Raw genomic sequence first — 17193 nt, forward strand, 5'->3', positions numbered from 1 at the left:
GAAAAGGAGAATATGCATGTCAAAAATTAGGCAGCGGAATAAGCACCTTATCTATGCTGGGCTTGCTGGGGCTGCCATCATGGGAATTATTTTTGCAGGATATGTGATTTATAACATGAAGCTTGAGCATAATCGCCGTGCGAACCTTAAGCAAGAGTATCAACAAGAAATTAAAGTCTTAAAAGATGCACAGATTGAGCAAGAGAGGTCAATGATTAGTGGATTTATGTCTGCGCGGAATATTGAACCTGGACAGACGATAGCTTCGAAAGACCTCATTGCTGTGAAATTACCAGGGCTTGTGGCTCCAGATAATTTGATTAATAATCCACAGGTGATTGTTGGCTCTAGTTCAAAGATTGAGTTGCATAAAGGAACGCCTCTTACGAAAGCGATGTTTAATGAAGGTCAGATGACTCCCCCTGATCTAAGGAACAAGGAATTAAATGAAATTATGGTTCCAACGGATTTGAAGAAAGGGGATGTCATCGATGTACGGATTCAATTTCCGACAGGGCAAGATTTCATCATTCTCTCTAAAAAGAAGATTGAAGATTTATTGAGTCCAACGATGTGGATTACCCTTAGTGAGGCAGAAATTTTATCATTATCGAGCGCAATGGTGGATGCTTTACTTCATGAAGCTTCGTTATATGCATTGACCTATGTTGAACCTGAGATGCAAGACAGAGCCATACCCACTTATCCTGTGAATAAAGAAGTACTTAAATTAATGGCGAGTGATCCCAATATTGTGAACAAAGCTGAGAAGCATTTGACTGAATCCGTACGAACTGCTTTAGAGAGAGACTTAGCAGCTCTGAATCCTTCACAATCTAGAGATACGTCAGTCATTTCGGAGACTGTTCCAACGTACTCCTATCAATCTTCATCACGGCAACCTAACGTAGAAAGTAATCTATATGAGGAGAGCAGCAACATAGACAATGGTACACAACAAAGAGAAGATATTCTATCTCAAAATGCTGCGGATGCGTCTACCTTTACAGATGTCCAGGAGAAATCTTCACCATAATATGAGGAAGGAGCACTATTGTATTGAAAACATGGATTTTTGCTGGAATATGTGAAAAAAGCGATTTACTTTTCTATTTGTGTAAATTGTTATCCTCATTAGACAAGCGAGTGTTATTAGTTGATGCAACACAAACCCATAAATATCCTCTCTATATTGGTCTATTGGATAGACCTTTAGAGGTAACTGAATTTATGAATTTTGATGTAGCGTGTGGTTTTACTTCACAGGTTCATTTGGAAGAACACCTACGAGATGGGGAGGAGAAGTTAGAGCGATATGATTATGTAATTTATGACGTGGAGAGGTTATCATTCTGTTCTATGGAGATATGGAGAGATGCAGATGTACGGGTCTGGACTACGGACTATGGGGTGTGGTCACTAAATGAAGGTAGTCGATGGTTGAATGCTCTTCATCGTCAGCACGCAGAACTTATAAATTTGACGTTTCAACTTGTCTATATACATGTCGTAGATACTCTCTTAGAGAGTTCTTATATTGAAGGACATGTTGAAGGTTGGCCTGTGAGATGGCAGGGAGAACCTATTATTATTCCTTGGGATGAGATGGATATGGCGTTGAAGCTTGAGAACGAGCATCAAAGACAACTTCGCATGAAGCCACTCTCCAGACGTTATAAGAAAGCGTTAAGTACATTAATGAAATTAACTCAATTAGATGATGATCATATTAAACGCGCTTTACGTAGCGCAGGAAGGACAAAGATATGAGTACAGTAGCTTTTTGGAGTCCCCTTCAAGGAGGGAGCGGAAGTACTGCGCATATAACGTCTGTTGCGACCATGATCGGCCTAGAATACAAAGTTCGTATGTTACTTGGACATGGAGGAGTTGCAGGGGAGCGCGTCGAGGGGGCATTTCATACGGGGAAAGTAGCTCTGGATGACGCGTTTATTTCATTTAACGACTGCGGTATGGATGCACTTGAACGATTGTGCTTAAATCGACGTCTTAATAAAGAGAACATCCGTGATTATACAGTACCTTTAATGCTAGATCGGTTAGATTTTGTGGGTGGGAATGCTAAGCGTGAAGGAACATTACCGGGATATCGCGCTCAGTTACTTCAATCTATACTCACACTAGCGAATCAGTATTATGATTTAGTGCTTATGGATGCCGGATGTGGTACTCATGATATTGATGCTAAAGGAGATGGCGCTATATTAGAGGCGGCCGATCTGATTGTAGTAAGTCTGACACAAAATATTCAAGCCCTAGAGAACTTCTTCTCAGGAAATAACTTACCACGAGCGCTACAGAACAAACCTTATATCGTCGTCGTAGGTCGTTATGATCGTCAATCACACTGTACATTACAGAATGTAAAGAGACGGTTCGGATTCAAAGGACATCTACATGGTATCCCTTATTCAACTGACTTCATGGATGCATGGAATATGAAAGCCGTTTTACCTTTTATACAGAGAAGTAGGCATATGAATAGTCAACATCCCTCAGCTTCATTCTTTGACAGTATCAGAGGACTCGCAAAGGATATTATGGAGCAGCTGCATCTTACCGCTTCTGTAAAAATAATGGAGAGGGGCGCCTGATGCTTTTCGGGAATGGTGTCAATTTACTTATCATTGGACTTATTCTATTATTCGCAGGACTGTTTATTTACATTAAATACTTAGAACTTCGAAACCCCGTATTAACGAATGTATCGGCAAGGGATAAATATACGATTGATTCCATGACAGATTTTGTGAAAACAACACTGCATGAGCTCACACATAGTCAATTGTCAGATCTAGGGCTTCATGAGGAAGAGTACAAACGAAGACTGAATAAACGTAGTGAACTTCGTAAAGCACTCAAGGGATGTATCTCAGGTGATTTATATGACAAACAGTATGTGAAACAATTTATGGCTGATTTACTAGTCAAGAGCTATGGATTGGATGCAACTAGTGTCGATGTGGCCATTCCCTTTGAACAAAGTCATCTACTAAATGTTCAGGATCAATTCGAAATCGTTCTTTATTTGTTCTGTCAGCGTTATCATCAGGATGCGTTCAGTCAACTGCTTGAGAAATATAATCTGGATAAGCCACGAATCGTACAGGGTTACGGGGATGACCCTATTTATGCCATTGTAGCAGATGATATTCATACCCTATTTCATAGTGAATATCGTGTTCTGTCTTTTGAAGAAAAGGTGGAAATTGTAGTTCAGCGTATTTATCAGCAATATAAAGGTTTCTCTGTCGTAGATGAGCTTCGTGATCAACGAATTGATGGTGTAAGTGGGGGCGTGAATGGGGTTTCGGGTTATGAAGCTGAACTAGATGGGTACGTTTCACAAAACGTAAATCGAGTTGATCTTCCGGTAAAAGGGATTGAAAGCGTATGGGTCTTTTACAAAGGTAAATCTATTCATTTGGGATTCCTTTCGTTCGGATCAGAGCTTGAATTAAAGCGTGTCTGTCAAAATATTTATAAATATAATTACCCTGGGCAATTATCCGAGGCAGCTAGTTATAAGGTTAATGAAATGAAGGATGGATCACGAGTCGTGGTAGTCAGACCTCCTTTTGCAGAGAGCTGGGCATTTTTCGTTCGTAAATTTGATGTTCCTAATGCATCACTTTCCCAACTTATCAACGGAGTAAATGCGGAACTTCCAATAACCTTAATATCTTATCTTATGAAAGGGAGTCGCATTACAGCCGTAACCGGAGCGCAAGGCTCAGGTAAAACCACATTATTAATGGCTATGATCCAACACATTTATGCTTCATACACACTTCGTGTACAAGAGATGGCATTCGAACTTCATTTAAGAAAAATATATAGTAGGCGTAATATTCTGAGCTTTCGAGAAACGGAACACATCTCCGGCCAAGCTGGATTGGATCTACAGAAGAAAACGGATGGTACTGTTAATATCCTTGGAGAAGTGGCAAGTGATGAAGTGGCATCTTGGATGATTCAAATGTCTCAAGTGGCCAGTCTATTTACCGTATTTACGCATCATGCGAAGACCTTCAAGGATCTCATTCATTCCTTACGGAACTCACTACTTAAAAGTGGCGTATTTCATAATGAAGCTATTGCAGAGCAACAGGTAGTCAGCGTTATTAATTTTGATATTCATATGAAGCGTGACTCTTCTGGAAATAGATTCATTGAACGGATTACAGAATGCATCCCTCGGGAACATACTACTTTTCCAGAATGGAAAGATCATGGTGGATCTACGAAACAAATGTTAAGTCAATTCATGAAATTAAGTAGTCAGTATTATCAGAAAATGGGGGATCAGACCGCATTCACTTCACATAACATTGTGGAGTACAGAGATGGAGAATATGTCGTAGTTAATGACATATCAGATTGGAACCGTGCGGAAATGTTGGAGCACATGAGTTCAGAAGACGCAGCTCACTTTCAGGCATTTACGAGCAATCATTGGGGTGAACGAAATGTCAGTTAAACTCGTGTTACAGATTATTCTTATCACCGCGTTGATTATGTTTATCCTTTTGTATGGCGTGTTGTCATGGGTACGCAGTAGGGAAAGAAATGATGAGCAATCCGTCTTATATGGCAAAGGTTGGAATGAGAAGATCAAATTTAGAGAACGGGGTCATTCCTTCTTACAGTCTTCTTATTCGACGAGTCTTAGAATCCCGTTATTATCGCGCTATATTCGTAGGATGCGTAAACGTCTATCTGGTGTACATGCTTATGATGAATTTCACCTCCGCCACGAGGTCATGAAAATGACCTATGCGGTGCTTGGTACGCTTGGACTTTCGATTGTGGTGCTATTTATCGTCAATCAAAGTATCAGCTTTCTCTTGACCGTTATTTTAGCAGCGATTGTGTTAAACAGCTTCTTGGTTGACTTGTATATCAATTCTTTAGAGAAACGCTTGCTCTCACAGATGGTGGATTTATTCTCCGACGTTCGTCATCGCTATCATCAACATGGCATGGTAGAAGAAGCACTCTATGAAGCGGCAGAAACAGCTGGTTACGAGGTTTCTCTACATACACATAAGATTTATGAATCTCTTACTTCTAAAAATCCGGATGAACAGCTAGAGATGTACTATGAGTCAGCGCCTAATCGCTTTCTTAAGGCATTCGCGGGGATCTCTTATATGATTATGGAGTTTGGTGATAAGACCAAGGAGCAAGGATCAATATATCTGCAAGGTCTGAGTAGTCTAAGTAAAGAGATCCAACTGGAGATATTGCGTAGAGATAAGCTTGACTATTTGCTAAAAGGGTTGAACATCATCGCTCTTGCTCCTATTTTTTTCACGAAGCCCATTGAACAGTGGGCTAGAAATAGCTTTCCTGCAATGGATCAATTCTATATGAGTAAAGTGGGATACATCACCAAAATAAGTATCTTTGTCATTATTATTGTGGCTTATATGTTGCTTCAGAAGCTACAACAGTATGACGAGACCACATACCGGACGGGTAAGGTGTCAAGAACATGGGAGCAGAAGGTATCTTCTATACGTGTTTTGAGTTGGATAACGTCGTTAGTAGCACCTAAGCCTCAAACAAAACCTTATGGGGATATTATAAGACTTCTCAAAGATACGAATGGTGTCCTTCGTTATGAATGGTTCTATATTCGAAGAGTTGTCTTCTTCATTGTTGGATTCGCACTGACTTTGACGACAGTATTATTCCTTCATCATTCAGCTAGAGAACATATTCTATATGATCCGGTAAAGAATGACTCTTTTTTTGGTCGTCTGTCCATCGAAGAGAAACGGCAGGGAGATGAGCTTGCAACCCGTGATCGGAAAGTCATGGAGCAGCTAAATGTATCCCCAAATATTAATTATAATCAGGTGGCAGTCAAGGTAACTCAGATAAACGAAAAACCTGTTCAGCAAGATCAATTCGTATCCACGGTGCAACGTATAATGGATAAACTTCAGCAATATAACGAGGAATATATCAAATGGTGGGAAGTTCTACTAGCATTCATACTGGGGGTAATTGGATATCAATTTCCATTATGGATTCTTTATTTTCAAAAAAAAGTACGAACGATGGATATGAGGCATGAGGTATATCAGTTCCATACGATTATTTCGATGTTGCGGGACATGGATAGGATGTCAGTAGAAACGATATTAGAGTGGATGGATCGATTTGCAGTTATATTCAAAACCCCGATTCATAAATGTCTCCTTCATTATGATCATGGAGCAGAGATGGCACTTCAGGGACTAAAGGATGAAGTTCTATTTCCTGAGTTCCAAAGAATTGTAGATAAGTTATTACTTGCTGTAGAGAAAATTCCAATAACACAGGCTTTTGATGATCTAGAGAGTGAAATGTCATTCTATTTCGAACAACGTAAGCAAGAATATGAGCGGATTATTGATACGAAGGCTGGATGGGGAAGAATGATCGGCTTTGCGCCCATGTATGCACTGATATTTCTCTATTTAGTCATTCCACTCATTAGTATGAGCTTTATGCAAATGAATATGTATTATGAGCAAATTCAACATTTATAAGGAGATGGAACTATGAATAACGCATCATCAGCATTAAAGGTGGCAGCAGGTATTTTTCTAACCATTGCTTTAATTACCATTGTGGTGATTTTATTTATTTCGGCGCAAGAGGCTACTAAAACGGCACAGAATAATTTCTCGGATATTCAAACCGAATTATCACAAGCTTCTTATACAGTATATGATGGCACAACGATTAGTGGGTCTCAGGTTACCAATGCATTACGTAAATTTAAAGATAAAGATCAGTTTGGTATTCAAGTGGAAACTGGTAAAACTCGTAAAGCGGGACATTGGTATGGGAATGCGCTAGATATTACGTCTTCAGCCTCAGAAGATAAGTATGGTTCAGTAATTTCTCCGGGTAATCGGCAGGGGGATCTCAAGCTGACAATGGATGAGGCTAGTGATCAATATGTCAATCCTAGTGGTAAATTCAAAGCCAGTATCGTAAAGGATAGCTCGAATGTAGTCAGAGGACTGTTGTTTGGGCAGTTCTAAGGACATTAATGATTCGAAGAATGGGGGAGGAAGTAGCCGATGTCAGAAAATGCACAAAGTATGATTATTCTAAGTACCTCCCTAGTCGTATTTGTAGGTGCAAGCTGGATATCCTTGAACATGTTAAAACAAATGGATCGAACATTACAGGGCGTTTCAGATAGAAATCAGGGTCAGTCCCAAAGTATACAGGTGACACTTCGTACAAGTAGTTCTGAAATATACAGTGGTTCTCAGGTGTTATATAGTCTTAGTGAAAGCAAGCGTATAGGGACCGTAATTGAAGTGGATGGATACATCTTTTCTGGTATAGAGATATTAGACGCGGATTATACCCGAATTGACGTGGGGAAAATGTACAAGGTTAGTTATATAAGAGATGGAAGTGGAAATATTACTAAACTTATATTCACGGTATTGAAGAGGACAAGCACATGACTCAATCCGTTTCCAAGTTTGTGAGTGTAATTCTAGCATTGCTTCTCTTGTATATTTATCCCACGGCTGAAGGAGCCAAACGGCAAGATGATTTATCTCAAATTGTTGTTTACAACGTGGTTACTCAGTTTGTAGACGCTGTAAGAGTGAAAGGGTATGTTACGCCAACGATGTACAATGATTTCTTACAGAGTCTTCACGTAACGGGAAATGAATATGAGGTTCAGATGGAACACCGACATAAGAAGTATCATCCTGAGTACTCTGACGCTGCAAATGCGACTACATTTCAAGACAAATATAGTGTTGTTTATGATGGTTATTATGAAGAGACTATATTAGCTAGATTATTTCCGGAGAGCAGTTTACCAAAGGATAGTGAGTCCCGAATATACAAAATGGTAGTTGGGGATTTCTTTAAAGTTACGGTTAAGAATATTAATGTTACTCCAGGCACAATCATGTCTGATTTGCTATATGGGGTAAGGGAATTATCCGATGGGCGTACGGTCATTGTATTTCCTTATGGAGGAATGGTATTGAATGAAGATTACTGATTTCTCCATTATCTTCGTATGTATGATGTTCCCACTATTTATGATTATGGGGTTCCATGTACAAGACCAAAGAGAAGTACAGTTATTAGAAATGAAATACAGATCTGCTCTGCGAACGGCTGTCCAGGATGGGGGGCGAGTTCTCAATATGAATGAACAGCAGGAATTAGAAGCGGGATACCATTCTGAGAAGTATTTCAGAGTTGACAAGGAGCTAGCTTTAAGTACATTTCAGCATACGTTATACATGAATATGGATATTGAGGATGATCCTGTTGCTCAGGGGACTCTTCAGACATATATACCTGTAATCGTCATCATGGATTATGATGGGTACTACGTGTATACATCAGGTGAATATCAAGATCACAACGGTAACACTCTCCGAGAGCCACTATGGTTGGCAAAGAAACCATATACCTATAGTGATGCAATGGGGAACAGTATTCACTTTACACTGGATCAGTATATCGAAGCCTATGATGCAGTCTTGGCTAAGTGGGTAAAGGGACAGGTGGAGGAAATAGGTAAAGACACGGCGATTCCATTACTACAAGAACATGACAAGTTCGAGCAAGTGCGGAGAGCTACTATTGTATCCTTGATTCAGGAAGATTTAGCTTATTATATCAACCGTCATAATGAATGGGCTGCACGTAATGGAATTTCGTATTTATTTACATTACCAACGATTTCTCAAGAAGAATGGAATAATTCGGTGGATGATATCGGGATGATGGCCTTTATACAAGGTATACCTGTAGGAGATCGTTACTATAACGATTATGCATTAGGTGGGGGTAGATTAGTGAAGGTACCTGATATTTACGGAGGAGTAGACAAGGTGACGGGTATTAAATATTTCTACAGGGCTTCCTGTTCATTTCCGCAGATGCGGATAGATGAGGTATACCATAGTGCAAAGGATGCGGCGGCAGCAGGTTATTATGAGAAAACATGTGATAATTAAGTTGCACCCTAAACATGAAAATTTAAAATACTTAGTTTCAGCAAGTCTCCTATTTATGTTACAATGAAATCTTGATGATCTTCGTGATGAGATTATAATGATTTTTTACTATAGATAGGAGTTAAAGAGGACAGATGAGCTTATTAACTGTAGAAGATGTCTCCCATAACTTTGGAGGGCGAACGTTATTTAAAGATGTATCTTTTCGTCTTTTGGATGGAGAACATGTTGGCTTTGTTGGTGCTAATGGTGTTGGTAAGTCCACATTAATGAATATTTTGACGGGTACGTTACTTAAAGATACTGGAAAAGTAGAATGGACTCCTAGAGTTCGTTTTGGTTATTTGGATCAGCATACTAAGTTGACACCGGGTAAAACAGTACGCGATGTTCTCAAAGATGCCTTCCTTCCCCTTCTAGTGCTAGAGACGGAAATGCTGGCAATCACAGAGAAGATGGGAGATGCAACTCCTGAGGAATTAGAATTACTGTTAGAGCAAATGGGTGATATTCAAGAGCAGCTAGAAATTGGTGACTTCTATTTGATCGATGTGAAAGTCGAGGAAATGGCGAGCGGATTAGGCCTTAATGTTATTGGACTTGAGCGTGACGTTACTTCATTAAGTGGTGGGCAGCGTACTAAAGTATTGCTTGCGAAGTTGTTGCTTGAGAAGCCAAATGTGCTACTGCTTGATGAGCCTACCAACTATTTAGATGTAGAGCACATTGATTGGTTGACTCAGTATTTGAAGAATTACCCTCATGCCTTCATGTTGATATCCCATGATACAGAGTTTATGAACCAAGTCGTGAATGTGATCTATCATTTAGAATTCTCGAAACTGACAAGGTATACAGCGAACTATGAGAAGTTCCTTGAAATGTCTAGCCTGAATAAGAATCAACACGTTGAGGCTTATGAGAAACAACAGGAGTTCATTAAGAAACAAGAGGATTTCATTTCACGCAACAAAGCGCGCGCCTCTACATCTACCCGGGCTAAGAGCCGTGAGAAACAATTAGATAAAATGGAGCGTATTGATAAACCAGAAGAAGCGGTTAAGCCTTCATTCCATTTCAAGGAATCACGAGCTAGCGCTAAGACTGTATTTGAGGGTGTTGAGTTCGAGATTGGTTATACCCATGCATTACTTCCTAAGATGAGCATGATTATTGAACGTGGGGAGAAAATTGCGATTGTAGGTTGTAACGGTGTGGGTAAATCGACATTGCTTAAATCTATTCTTGGTAAAATACCCGTACTTAGCGGAAGAACATACTTGGGTGATTTTTTACAACCAGCTTATTTTGAGCAGGAGGCCATCGCAGAAAATATTACTCCAATCGATGACGTGTGGAATGAATTTCCGTCCCTGAACCAAAATGAAGTGCGTGGACATCTTGCGCGTTGTGGACTTAAGAACGAGCATATTACACGTCCTCTAAGTAGGCTTAGTGGGGGAGAACAAGCTAAGGTGCGTCTTTGTAAGTTAATGATGCATGAGGCGAACTGGATTCTATTTGATGAGCCGACGAATCACTTGGATATCGTAGCTAAAGCAGAGTTGAAACGGGCTTTGAAAGAGTTTAAAGGAACTGTACTTCTCGTATCCCATGAACCAGAATTCTATGAGGATTGGGTTACGAAAATTTGGGACGTAGAAGAATGGTCTGCTAGTAAGAAGAAGTAGTACGGAGAGGGGATAAGAATGGCGAGCGGAGGAAATGATCGTAAAGGTACATCTGATGTATTTGAACGTTACTCAAGGCAGGAGAGATTTGCTCCGCTAGGTGTCCAAGGTCAGACAAAGCTAGGTGAAAGCCATGTTCTTATAGTTGGTGCAGGTGCGCTCGGAACTTCCATTGCTGAAACTTTAGTTCGTGCAGGCGTAGGACACATCACCCTAGCTGATCGGGATTATGTGGAATGGAGCAATTTACAACGGCAACAATTGTTCACTGAACATGATGCAGCTGAGCGACTCCCCAAGGCGATAGCTGCGAAACGTCGATTGGAACAAATAAATTCATTAGTAATTGTGGACACCTATGTGTTAGATGTACGAGTGGAGGAGATGGAAAGTTTAATCTCTGATGTAGATCTAATCATGGATGGTACGGATAATTTCGATACACGTCTGATGATTAATGATATTTCACAGAAGTACAAGATCCCTTGGATATATGGAGGATGCGTCGGTAGTTATGGGATTACCTATACCATTCTTCCTGGAGATACACCCTGTTTGAATTGTTTACTTGGTGCTGTTCCGCTCGGTGGTGATACTTGTGATACATCTGGCATCATACCGCAGGCTGTTCAGATGGTGACTGCGAATCAGACGGTAGAAGCGTTAAAGCTTCTTAGTGGTCATCCAGAAGCTCTACGGCGTAAGTTGCTTTCCTTTGACTTGTGGCGTAATGAATATGTTACGATTGGTGTGGATAGCGCGAAGAAAGAAGATTGTCTCTCTTGTGGTAGCCAAGCGACGTACCCTTATTTGTCTGCATCCAATTTAGAAAAAAGCGATGTGTTATGTGGACGAGATAGTGTGCAGATTCGCCCAGCTCAGCGCCAGTCATTAAATCTGGAGACGATAGCATTACGCTTATCTAATCTTCGAGAAGGACAAGTACAGAGTAATCCATTTTTAGTGTCGTTTACAGTGGGTTCTTTTAGACTTGTTATATTCCCAGATGGTAGAGCCTTGGTGCATGGGACGAAAGACGTTACTGAAGCCAGAACCCTATATCATCGTTATTTTGGCTAGAAAATGTATAAAACAAACAATTATTAAATTAAATCTACCGCATCCATTCCTTATATTAGGGAATGGATTTTTTGGATTTGAGCAAAATACATAGAAGCTGTTTACTTAGGTTGGATTGTATGACAGGGTTTCGTAATATGGCATCAGAAGTCACATTGTAAAAGAATGGGGGTACCCAGTGAATGAGAAAATTTTGTATGTGGGATACAACGGTGAGCGAACGAATCAGACGGTCGAAGCTTTGAATGCTCAAGAATACGAAGTATATCTTGTACATCATGATTCAGAGGGAATCAAATATGCTGAGGAGTATGAAATAGACATGCTTCTATTAGATAAGACAGAGATGGACTCAGACTATAAGGTGGTAAGTCGGATTAGAACAGGAGGGAGACGATTTCCTGTCATTATCTTATCTGATCTTACTAGGACAGAGGATGTAGTGGATGGCTTTGCCGCGGGTGCTAATGACTATATAACTAAGCCTTTTGAAATTGCAGAATTGATAGCACGTATTCAGAACTTATTGGACATCTTCTCCACAGAAAGGGATAGTTATAAGGCTCCTATTGTTGTTGGGGATTTACGCTTAGAACCAAAAAGTAGAAAGGTAATGCGCGGTGATGATGTTATTTCATTGTCTCCAAAGGAATATGAGCTACTATTATATTTAGTAAGGAATGTGAATCAAGTATGTAGTCGAGAGGATATCCTTACACATGTTTGGAATTACGATTTTATATTCGGAACCAATGCAGCAGATGTGTATATATGGCATTTAAGACTTAAATTAGATAAAAGATATAATCATAAACTGATTCATACCGTTCGTGGTGTGGGTTATATATTAAAAGAGCCTGAATCGTAGACAACTTCGCAGAGTGAATTTGTCTCCCTTGATAGTATAGACGAACCCGGGCTGACCATTATAAGAAAGTAAAAGTATTCCTATACTTTGCTTATATTTCTATGAAAAAAGAGAAGGAAGAGATCTGTAAGTACCATCATTAACACCTCATAAATGCAGCCTACATTTAAACTATTCTTCGGAGTAGTTGTTTTAGTCTGACAAAATTTATCCGTTTAACCAGTATCGTATTCCGCCTACTGGTAGAAGTCTGACTTATAAACATAGTATCGTTTTATTTGATAATGAAAATCATTATCAAATAAACGTAAAACACTCATGAATCTGTGTTGATAAGTGGCTAAAAAGGGAGGAATGGAAGAAGATGCGCGGAATTAGAACGCTTTGGATGATAGTAGCATTTTCAATGATTTTGTTGCTGGTAGTGGGCTGTGCTGAGGGGAATTCGGGTAATGTGGTGAAGGGAGAAGATGCGAAGGAGACTTCAAGTAACAAAGAGAATATCGTTTCTTCACTGTTCCCTAGAACGATCAAGCATATGAAGGGCGAGAGTGTGATTCAATCTAAGCCGATTAAAATTGCGACACCGTACATCGCATTTGTCGATTATCTAGCAGTTTTGGATGAATACCCGATTGCTGCGCAAGGAGTTGAGACAATCCGAGATAATTTCCCGAGTTTGAGCGCACGTGTGGCAGGGAAAGAGATCATAGATCTTGGTATGGAGGTTGATTTGGAGAAGTTGCTGGCTTCACAGCCGGATTTAATAATTGCAGCGGATGATATGACGGATCAATATGATAAGCTAAGCCAGATTGCACCGACTGTTATTCTGCCGCAAGCGGATGATTGGCGGAAGACGCTGCAGCAAATTGCTGAAGTCATTGGTAAAGAGGACAAGGCCAAAAGCGTATTGGCTGAATTTGACCGCAAGTCTGCGGATTATAAAGAGAAGTTAGCTTTTCGAAGTCATGAGTCTGTTCTGTTCATGATGTACACCGGTAAGGAACAGTTTATCACTTGGAATGATGGGAGGTTCGATCCTTTTTACAATGGACTTGGACTCAAGCCAGTGAACGGTGGATCAATAAAGGGGCAACTATCTATGGAAAGCCTAGCCGCGTTGAATCCGGATCATCTCTTTGTTATCAACAATTGGCAAAACCCAATTCAAGGAGGTGTTCTGAAGGCTTTGAAAGACAGTAGGGTCTGGAATAGCATGAATGCGGTGAAAAATAACCATGTGTATGAACTAGATGATCCATCGCTCCCCGGACCGATGGCACTCGCCAAAATCGACGGAATCGAAGAAGTTATGAAAGCACTGGGCAAATAAACCATGTTTTCGAGCAAACTGGGAAAGATATAAGGCAAGTGTTCGAGAACATCTTGCGAAGGAGATAGACGTCGGAAGATGGAACGTCTGCCAATTCTGGCCTAAGTACTGATCGATAGGCAAAGATACATTCAAATTTGACGGTGGACGATGATTTTAATTGTCCACCGTGTTCTATATCCGATCTTGGGCATAAAATAATTGACATTGAGAATGGTTATCATTTATTATACTTGTTAATACGTGCTGCGCGGGAATCTATATGGAAGTAATTGAGCTTCTCATCAATCGGTTGGATTTTTCTCGCCACCGCGTTGTACGAAAGCGCTAAGAAAGCGTTTGAGGAGTTGAAGTGAGAAGATGGAATGGAATGACCAGATCATGTTATGGAACCACGCTTCCATCAAGGTCTTGGATGTACGTCGTGAAATGATGAAGTTTGGTGAGGAATTGCGCTCCTATCGACTGCCAGCCAGCGGATTTCTATACACGACGAGAGGTAGTGCCAAAGTGTGGTTGGACGACATAGAGTATGATATGAAACGATTTAACGTGTTGCATGGGGGCAAGGGGATGTGCCTGGACATTTTTTTGGCAGAAGATGAGTTTGAGTATTATTTAATCTTCTACAAGGCGATCATACCTCTTCCGTGCAGGCAAGAGATTCTGTCTCTTATTGAAAGAACTAGCCCGTTTCACATTCAATATGGCTTTGCGCCGCATTACCCAATTCCTTTATTTAATATAGTCGAAATGATGGATCAGGAGTGGCAAGTGTCGAATACGTTGGAACGGTTTCATGTCAATACGTTATTCTATCAATTTTCTTATGATATATTTCGGCAACTTCAAAAACAAGGAATACATACGATAAAACCAGATCTTGTAGCACAAGCGCTTCGTTACATACATGAGCATTATATGGAGCAAATTACACTCGATCAGTTGGCACAAATATTGAATTATAGCGCCAAAAATTTATCTAAAGTGTTCAAGAAGCAAACGGGTTACAGTCTGATTGATTACGTGATTCAAGTCAGAATCAATAAAGCCAAGGAATTATTGATTCAAACGGATGCGACGATCCAAGAAATTGCCGAAAGTGTCGGTTACCCGGATCGATTATACTTCACCCGAATCTTTAAGAAACATTCCGGAGTTTCGCCTGGGAGTTTTAGAGAGATGACGAAAGAGAGCAGGAGTGGGGCAGATCGTCTATATAGATCGAGCAGATCGTCCATTGTTCCGAGTAGACTCCGGCGTTATATTGGTGATGGTTATGATAATCATTATCAATATAAAGGGGAGAGAAATTTACCTATGTACAGAGATTTGAAATTTTCAATGGCAGCAACATTATTGTTTTGTTTTGCATTATTTATGAGTGCTTGCTCTACGGGGACAATTAGCTCTAATACAACAACCGTGGAATCGAAAGTGCCTTCTAATGGGGAATCAACGCCAGCCAAGATGGCTGAGACTCAAGCTCAGACGAGAGTGATTTCTACAACTAAAGGGGATATTACAATCCCTGATCACGCCGAGCGAATTGTTGTAGATTTATATTTAGGAAGCTTCATTGCGCTAAATGTTAAGCCAGTTGGAACACCAGAATTGAATTTGAGGAATCCATATTTCGCGGAGGCACTTAGAGGTGTGGAGAATATTGGGGAATATGAAAGTGTGTCATTAGAAAAAATATTGGCATTGCAGCCAGACCTGATTGTTACGGGGAATGAAGAGGCATATGATCAATACAGCAAAATTGCACCTACGATTCTTGTTCCGTTTGGTGAACTAAAAAATACGCATGAAGAAATTAATTATTTTGGTAAGGTGTTGGGGAAAGAAGCTGAGGCGGAAGCTTGGTTAACTGAATACGATCAGCGTATTGCAGCCGCCAAAGAGAAGGTTGAGAACGTGATTTCACAAGATGCTACGTTCTCTGTTATGCAAGATTGGGGGAAAAGCACGGGAGTATTCGGTGATAATTTTGGCCGGGGCGGTCAAGCTGCATATCAAGCCCTTGGCCTTAAGCCTCCTGTTAATAAAGGTGAAGAAATAATGAAGGATCAGATTCTAGAAATATCTGGAGAATCATTGCCAGACTATGCAGGCGATTATATTATATTAACATCCGCTACGAAAACTCTTGCAGATTTGAAGATAGATCCAATCTGGAAAACGCTTGATGCCGTTAAAAATGATCATGTATATATTTGGAAGCGTGAGCGCTCATGGTATTTTGACCCGATTGCCACACTATCTCAGTCGGAGGAGCTTGCGGCTTGGTTGGTAGGAGAGAAAAAGGAATAGTTACTTTGTTGTTAGCCATTTTTAAGCTGTGAAGTTTTGAGACAATAATCTGTGAATAATAAAAACCGACAATCATAAAGATTGTCGGAGTATTATTTAAAATTGCCTAAAGAACGCGACGTGCTTTCAAGTAAGTTTTTTTCCAGTTACCTTTGTTTATATCAGAGACAGTAACTCCAGGGGAACCGTAAGTATGCAGCATTTTTCCGCTTCCCATGTATATACCAACGTGAGTAACATTTCTGCCGTTAGCCCGGCTACCGCTAGAGAAGAATACTAAATCTCCAGCTTTAAGATTAGCTTTGGATACAGCGTAACCCATTTTTGATTGTTGGACAGATGAACGAGGTAAAGTCACGCCATATTTGCCGTAGATGCGCTTCATAAGTGAAGAACAGTCAAAGTTACGAGTTGTAGAAGTTGAAGCACCGAACTTGTAGGGTCTACCCATGAATGTTTTACCGTAGTTAATTATATTTTTTGCTTTAGTAGTAGAGACAGAAGCAGCTTGAGTTGTAGCAGCTTGAGTAACCTCTGTACCTACTGCGAGCATAGAAGACATTGCAATAGTAGAACAAATTCCTATAGTAGTGATTTTTTTAATCCATGTGTTATTCATGATGTTGTACCTCCGTAAATATAGTTTCTAGTAATAGTTTCTTTAAGGTGATGGACTGAGTATAACAGTTTTGTAATGACCTAAAATTTGGTTTGTATCACACAAAACCTTACATACCACTACTTTGAGTAGGTTTATTAAAAAATGATTAAAAGTTACAAAATATTAATCATTGATATAAAAATATAACTAAAAAGCCGAAGGATCCTGATGGAATAGGAATCTTCGGCCTTTTAGTTAGAGAAACAATTAGT

General features: G+C 40.0%; 15 protein-coding genes. 14 read left to right on the plus strand and 1 reads right to left on the minus strand.

Annotated elements, in window-relative coordinates:
• Window positions 1-16: 16 nt before the first annotated feature.
• From UB51_RS07260 to UB51_RS07325, 14 genes are all read left to right on the plus strand, one after another.
• Window positions 17-1036 carry an SAF domain-containing protein gene (locus UB51_RS07260; protein ID WP_044876737.1) on the plus strand — a complete coding sequence of 340 codons (1020 nt, stop codon included), beginning with the start codon at window positions 17-19 and terminating at the stop codon, window positions 1034-1036.
• 23 nt (window positions 1037-1059) lie between these two features.
• The gene (locus tag UB51_RS07265) at window positions 1060-1770 is read left to right on the plus strand and encodes a hypothetical protein (RefSeq protein ID WP_044876738.1); all 711 of its coding nucleotides are present in this window, start codon (window positions 1060-1062) and stop codon (window positions 1768-1770) included.
• On the plus strand, window positions 1767-2615 hold the full coding sequence (locus tag UB51_RS07270) for a P-loop NTPase family protein (RefSeq protein WP_044876739.1): 849 nt from the start codon (window positions 1767-1769) through the stop codon (window positions 2613-2615). Before UB51_RS07265 ends, UB51_RS07270 begins: the two co-directional genes overlap by 4 nt.
• A complete protein-coding gene (locus UB51_RS07275) occupies window positions 2615-4501 on the plus strand; it encodes an ATPase, T2SS/T4P/T4SS family (RefSeq protein WP_044876740.1) in 1887 nt (628 codons plus the stop codon). Before UB51_RS07270 ends, UB51_RS07275 begins: the two co-directional genes overlap by 1 nt.
• On the plus strand, window positions 4491-6563 hold the full coding sequence (locus UB51_RS07280) for a hypothetical protein (RefSeq protein WP_044876741.1): 2073 nt from the start codon (window positions 4491-4493) through the stop codon (window positions 6561-6563). Before UB51_RS07275 ends, UB51_RS07280 begins: the two co-directional genes overlap by 11 nt.
• A gap of 12 nt (window positions 6564-6575) precedes the next feature.
• Window positions 6576-7064 carry a hypothetical protein gene (locus tag UB51_RS07285; RefSeq protein ID WP_044876742.1) on the plus strand — a complete coding sequence of 163 codons (489 nt, stop codon included), beginning with the start codon at window positions 6576-6578 and terminating at the stop codon, window positions 7062-7064.
• A gap of 39 nt (window positions 7065-7103) precedes the next feature.
• Window positions 7104-7502, plus strand: coding sequence for a hypothetical protein (locus UB51_RS07290; RefSeq protein WP_044876743.1), 399 nt, complete (start codon window positions 7104-7106; stop codon window positions 7500-7502).
• A complete protein-coding gene (locus UB51_RS07295) occupies window positions 7499-8059 on the plus strand; it encodes a hypothetical protein (RefSeq protein ID WP_044876744.1) in 561 nt (186 codons plus the stop codon). The genes UB51_RS07290 and UB51_RS07295 overlap by 4 nt, the downstream gene beginning before the upstream one ends.
• On the plus strand, window positions 8046-9029 hold the full coding sequence (locus UB51_RS07300; protein ID WP_044876745.1) for a hypothetical protein: 984 nt from the start codon (window positions 8046-8048) through the stop codon (window positions 9027-9029). The genes UB51_RS07295 and UB51_RS07300 overlap by 14 nt, the downstream gene beginning before the upstream one ends.
• A gap of 134 nt (window positions 9030-9163) precedes the next feature.
• Window positions 9164-10720, plus strand: a complete 1557-nt coding sequence (locus tag UB51_RS07305; protein ID WP_044876746.1) for an ABC-F family ATP-binding cassette domain-containing protein — start codon at window positions 9164-9166, stop codon at window positions 10718-10720.
• Window positions 10721-10738: 18 nt separating this feature from the next.
• Window positions 10739-11800, plus strand: a complete 1062-nt coding sequence (locus tag UB51_RS07310; protein ID WP_044876747.1) for a MoeB/ThiF family adenylyltransferase — start codon at window positions 10739-10741, stop codon at window positions 11798-11800.
• A gap of 178 nt (window positions 11801-11978) precedes the next feature.
• Entirely contained in the window at window positions 11979-12668 is a 690-nt protein-coding gene (locus tag UB51_RS07315) for a response regulator transcription factor (RefSeq protein ID WP_044876748.1), read from the plus strand.
• Window positions 12669-13032: 364 nt separating this feature from the next.
• Entirely contained in the window at window positions 13033-14004 is a 972-nt protein-coding gene (locus UB51_RS07320; protein WP_044876749.1) for an iron-siderophore ABC transporter substrate-binding protein, read from the plus strand.
• 360 nt (window positions 14005-14364) lie between these two features.
• Window positions 14365-16320, plus strand: a complete 1956-nt coding sequence (locus UB51_RS07325; RefSeq protein WP_044876750.1) for an AraC family transcriptional regulator — start codon at window positions 14365-14367, stop codon at window positions 16318-16320.
• A gap of 106 nt (window positions 16321-16426) precedes the next feature.
• Here UB51_RS07325 and UB51_RS07330 read toward each other — a convergent pair whose 3' ends face one another.
• A complete protein-coding gene (locus UB51_RS07330) occupies window positions 16427-16939 on the minus strand; it encodes a C40 family peptidase (protein WP_044876751.1) in 513 nt (170 codons plus the stop codon).
• Window positions 16940-17193 lie beyond the last annotated feature (254 nt).

Origin of the sequence: Paenibacillus sp. IHBB 10380 (assembly GCF_000949425.1) — a bacterium.
In the GTDB taxonomy this organism is placed as follows: Bacteria; Bacillota; Bacilli; order Paenibacillales; family Paenibacillaceae; genus Paenibacillus_AQ.

What these genes read in the sequence shown, in the direction of transcription:
- UB51_RS07290 (WP_044876743.1), top strand. Translation starts at nt 7,104, where the DNA reads ATGTCAGAAAATGCACAAAGTATGATTATTCTAAGTACCTCCCTAGTC.
- UB51_RS07305 (WP_044876746.1), top strand. Translation starts at nt 9,164, where the DNA reads ATGAGCTTATTAACTGTAGAAGATGTCTCCCATAACTTTGGAGGGCGA.
- UB51_RS07285 (WP_044876742.1), top strand. Translation starts at nt 6,576, where the DNA reads ATGAATAACGCATCATCAGCATTAAAGGTGGCAGCAGGTATTTTTCTA.
- UB51_RS07300 (WP_044876745.1), top strand. Translation starts at nt 8,046, where the DNA reads ATGAAGATTACTGATTTCTCCATTATCTTCGTATGTATGATGTTCCCA.
- UB51_RS07270 (WP_044876739.1), top strand. Translation starts at nt 1,767, where the DNA reads ATGAGTACAGTAGCTTTTTGGAGTCCCCTTCAAGGAGGGAGCGGAAGT.
- UB51_RS07310 (WP_044876747.1), top strand. Translation starts at nt 10,739, where the DNA reads ATGGCGAGCGGAGGAAATGATCGTAAAGGTACATCTGATGTATTTGAA.
- UB51_RS07320 (WP_044876749.1), top strand. Translation starts at nt 13,033, where the DNA reads ATGCGCGGAATTAGAACGCTTTGGATGATAGTAGCATTTTCAATGATT.
- UB51_RS07325 (WP_044876750.1), top strand. Translation starts at nt 14,365, where the DNA reads ATGGAATGGAATGACCAGATCATGTTATGGAACCACGCTTCCATCAAG.
- UB51_RS07275 (WP_044876740.1), top strand. Translation starts at nt 2,615, where the DNA reads ATGCTTTTCGGGAATGGTGTCAATTTACTTATCATTGGACTTATTCTA.
- UB51_RS07295 (WP_044876744.1), top strand. Translation starts at nt 7,499, where the DNA reads ATGACTCAATCCGTTTCCAAGTTTGTGAGTGTAATTCTAGCATTGCTT.
- UB51_RS07330 (WP_044876751.1), bottom strand. Translation starts at nt 16,939, where the DNA reads ATGAATAACACATGGATTAAAAAAATCACTACTATAGGAATTTGTTCT.
- UB51_RS07260 (WP_044876737.1), top strand. Translation starts at nt 17, where the DNA reads ATGTCAAAAATTAGGCAGCGGAATAAGCACCTTATCTATGCTGGGCTT.
- UB51_RS07280 (WP_044876741.1), top strand. Translation starts at nt 4,491, where the DNA reads ATGTCAGTTAAACTCGTGTTACAGATTATTCTTATCACCGCGTTGATT.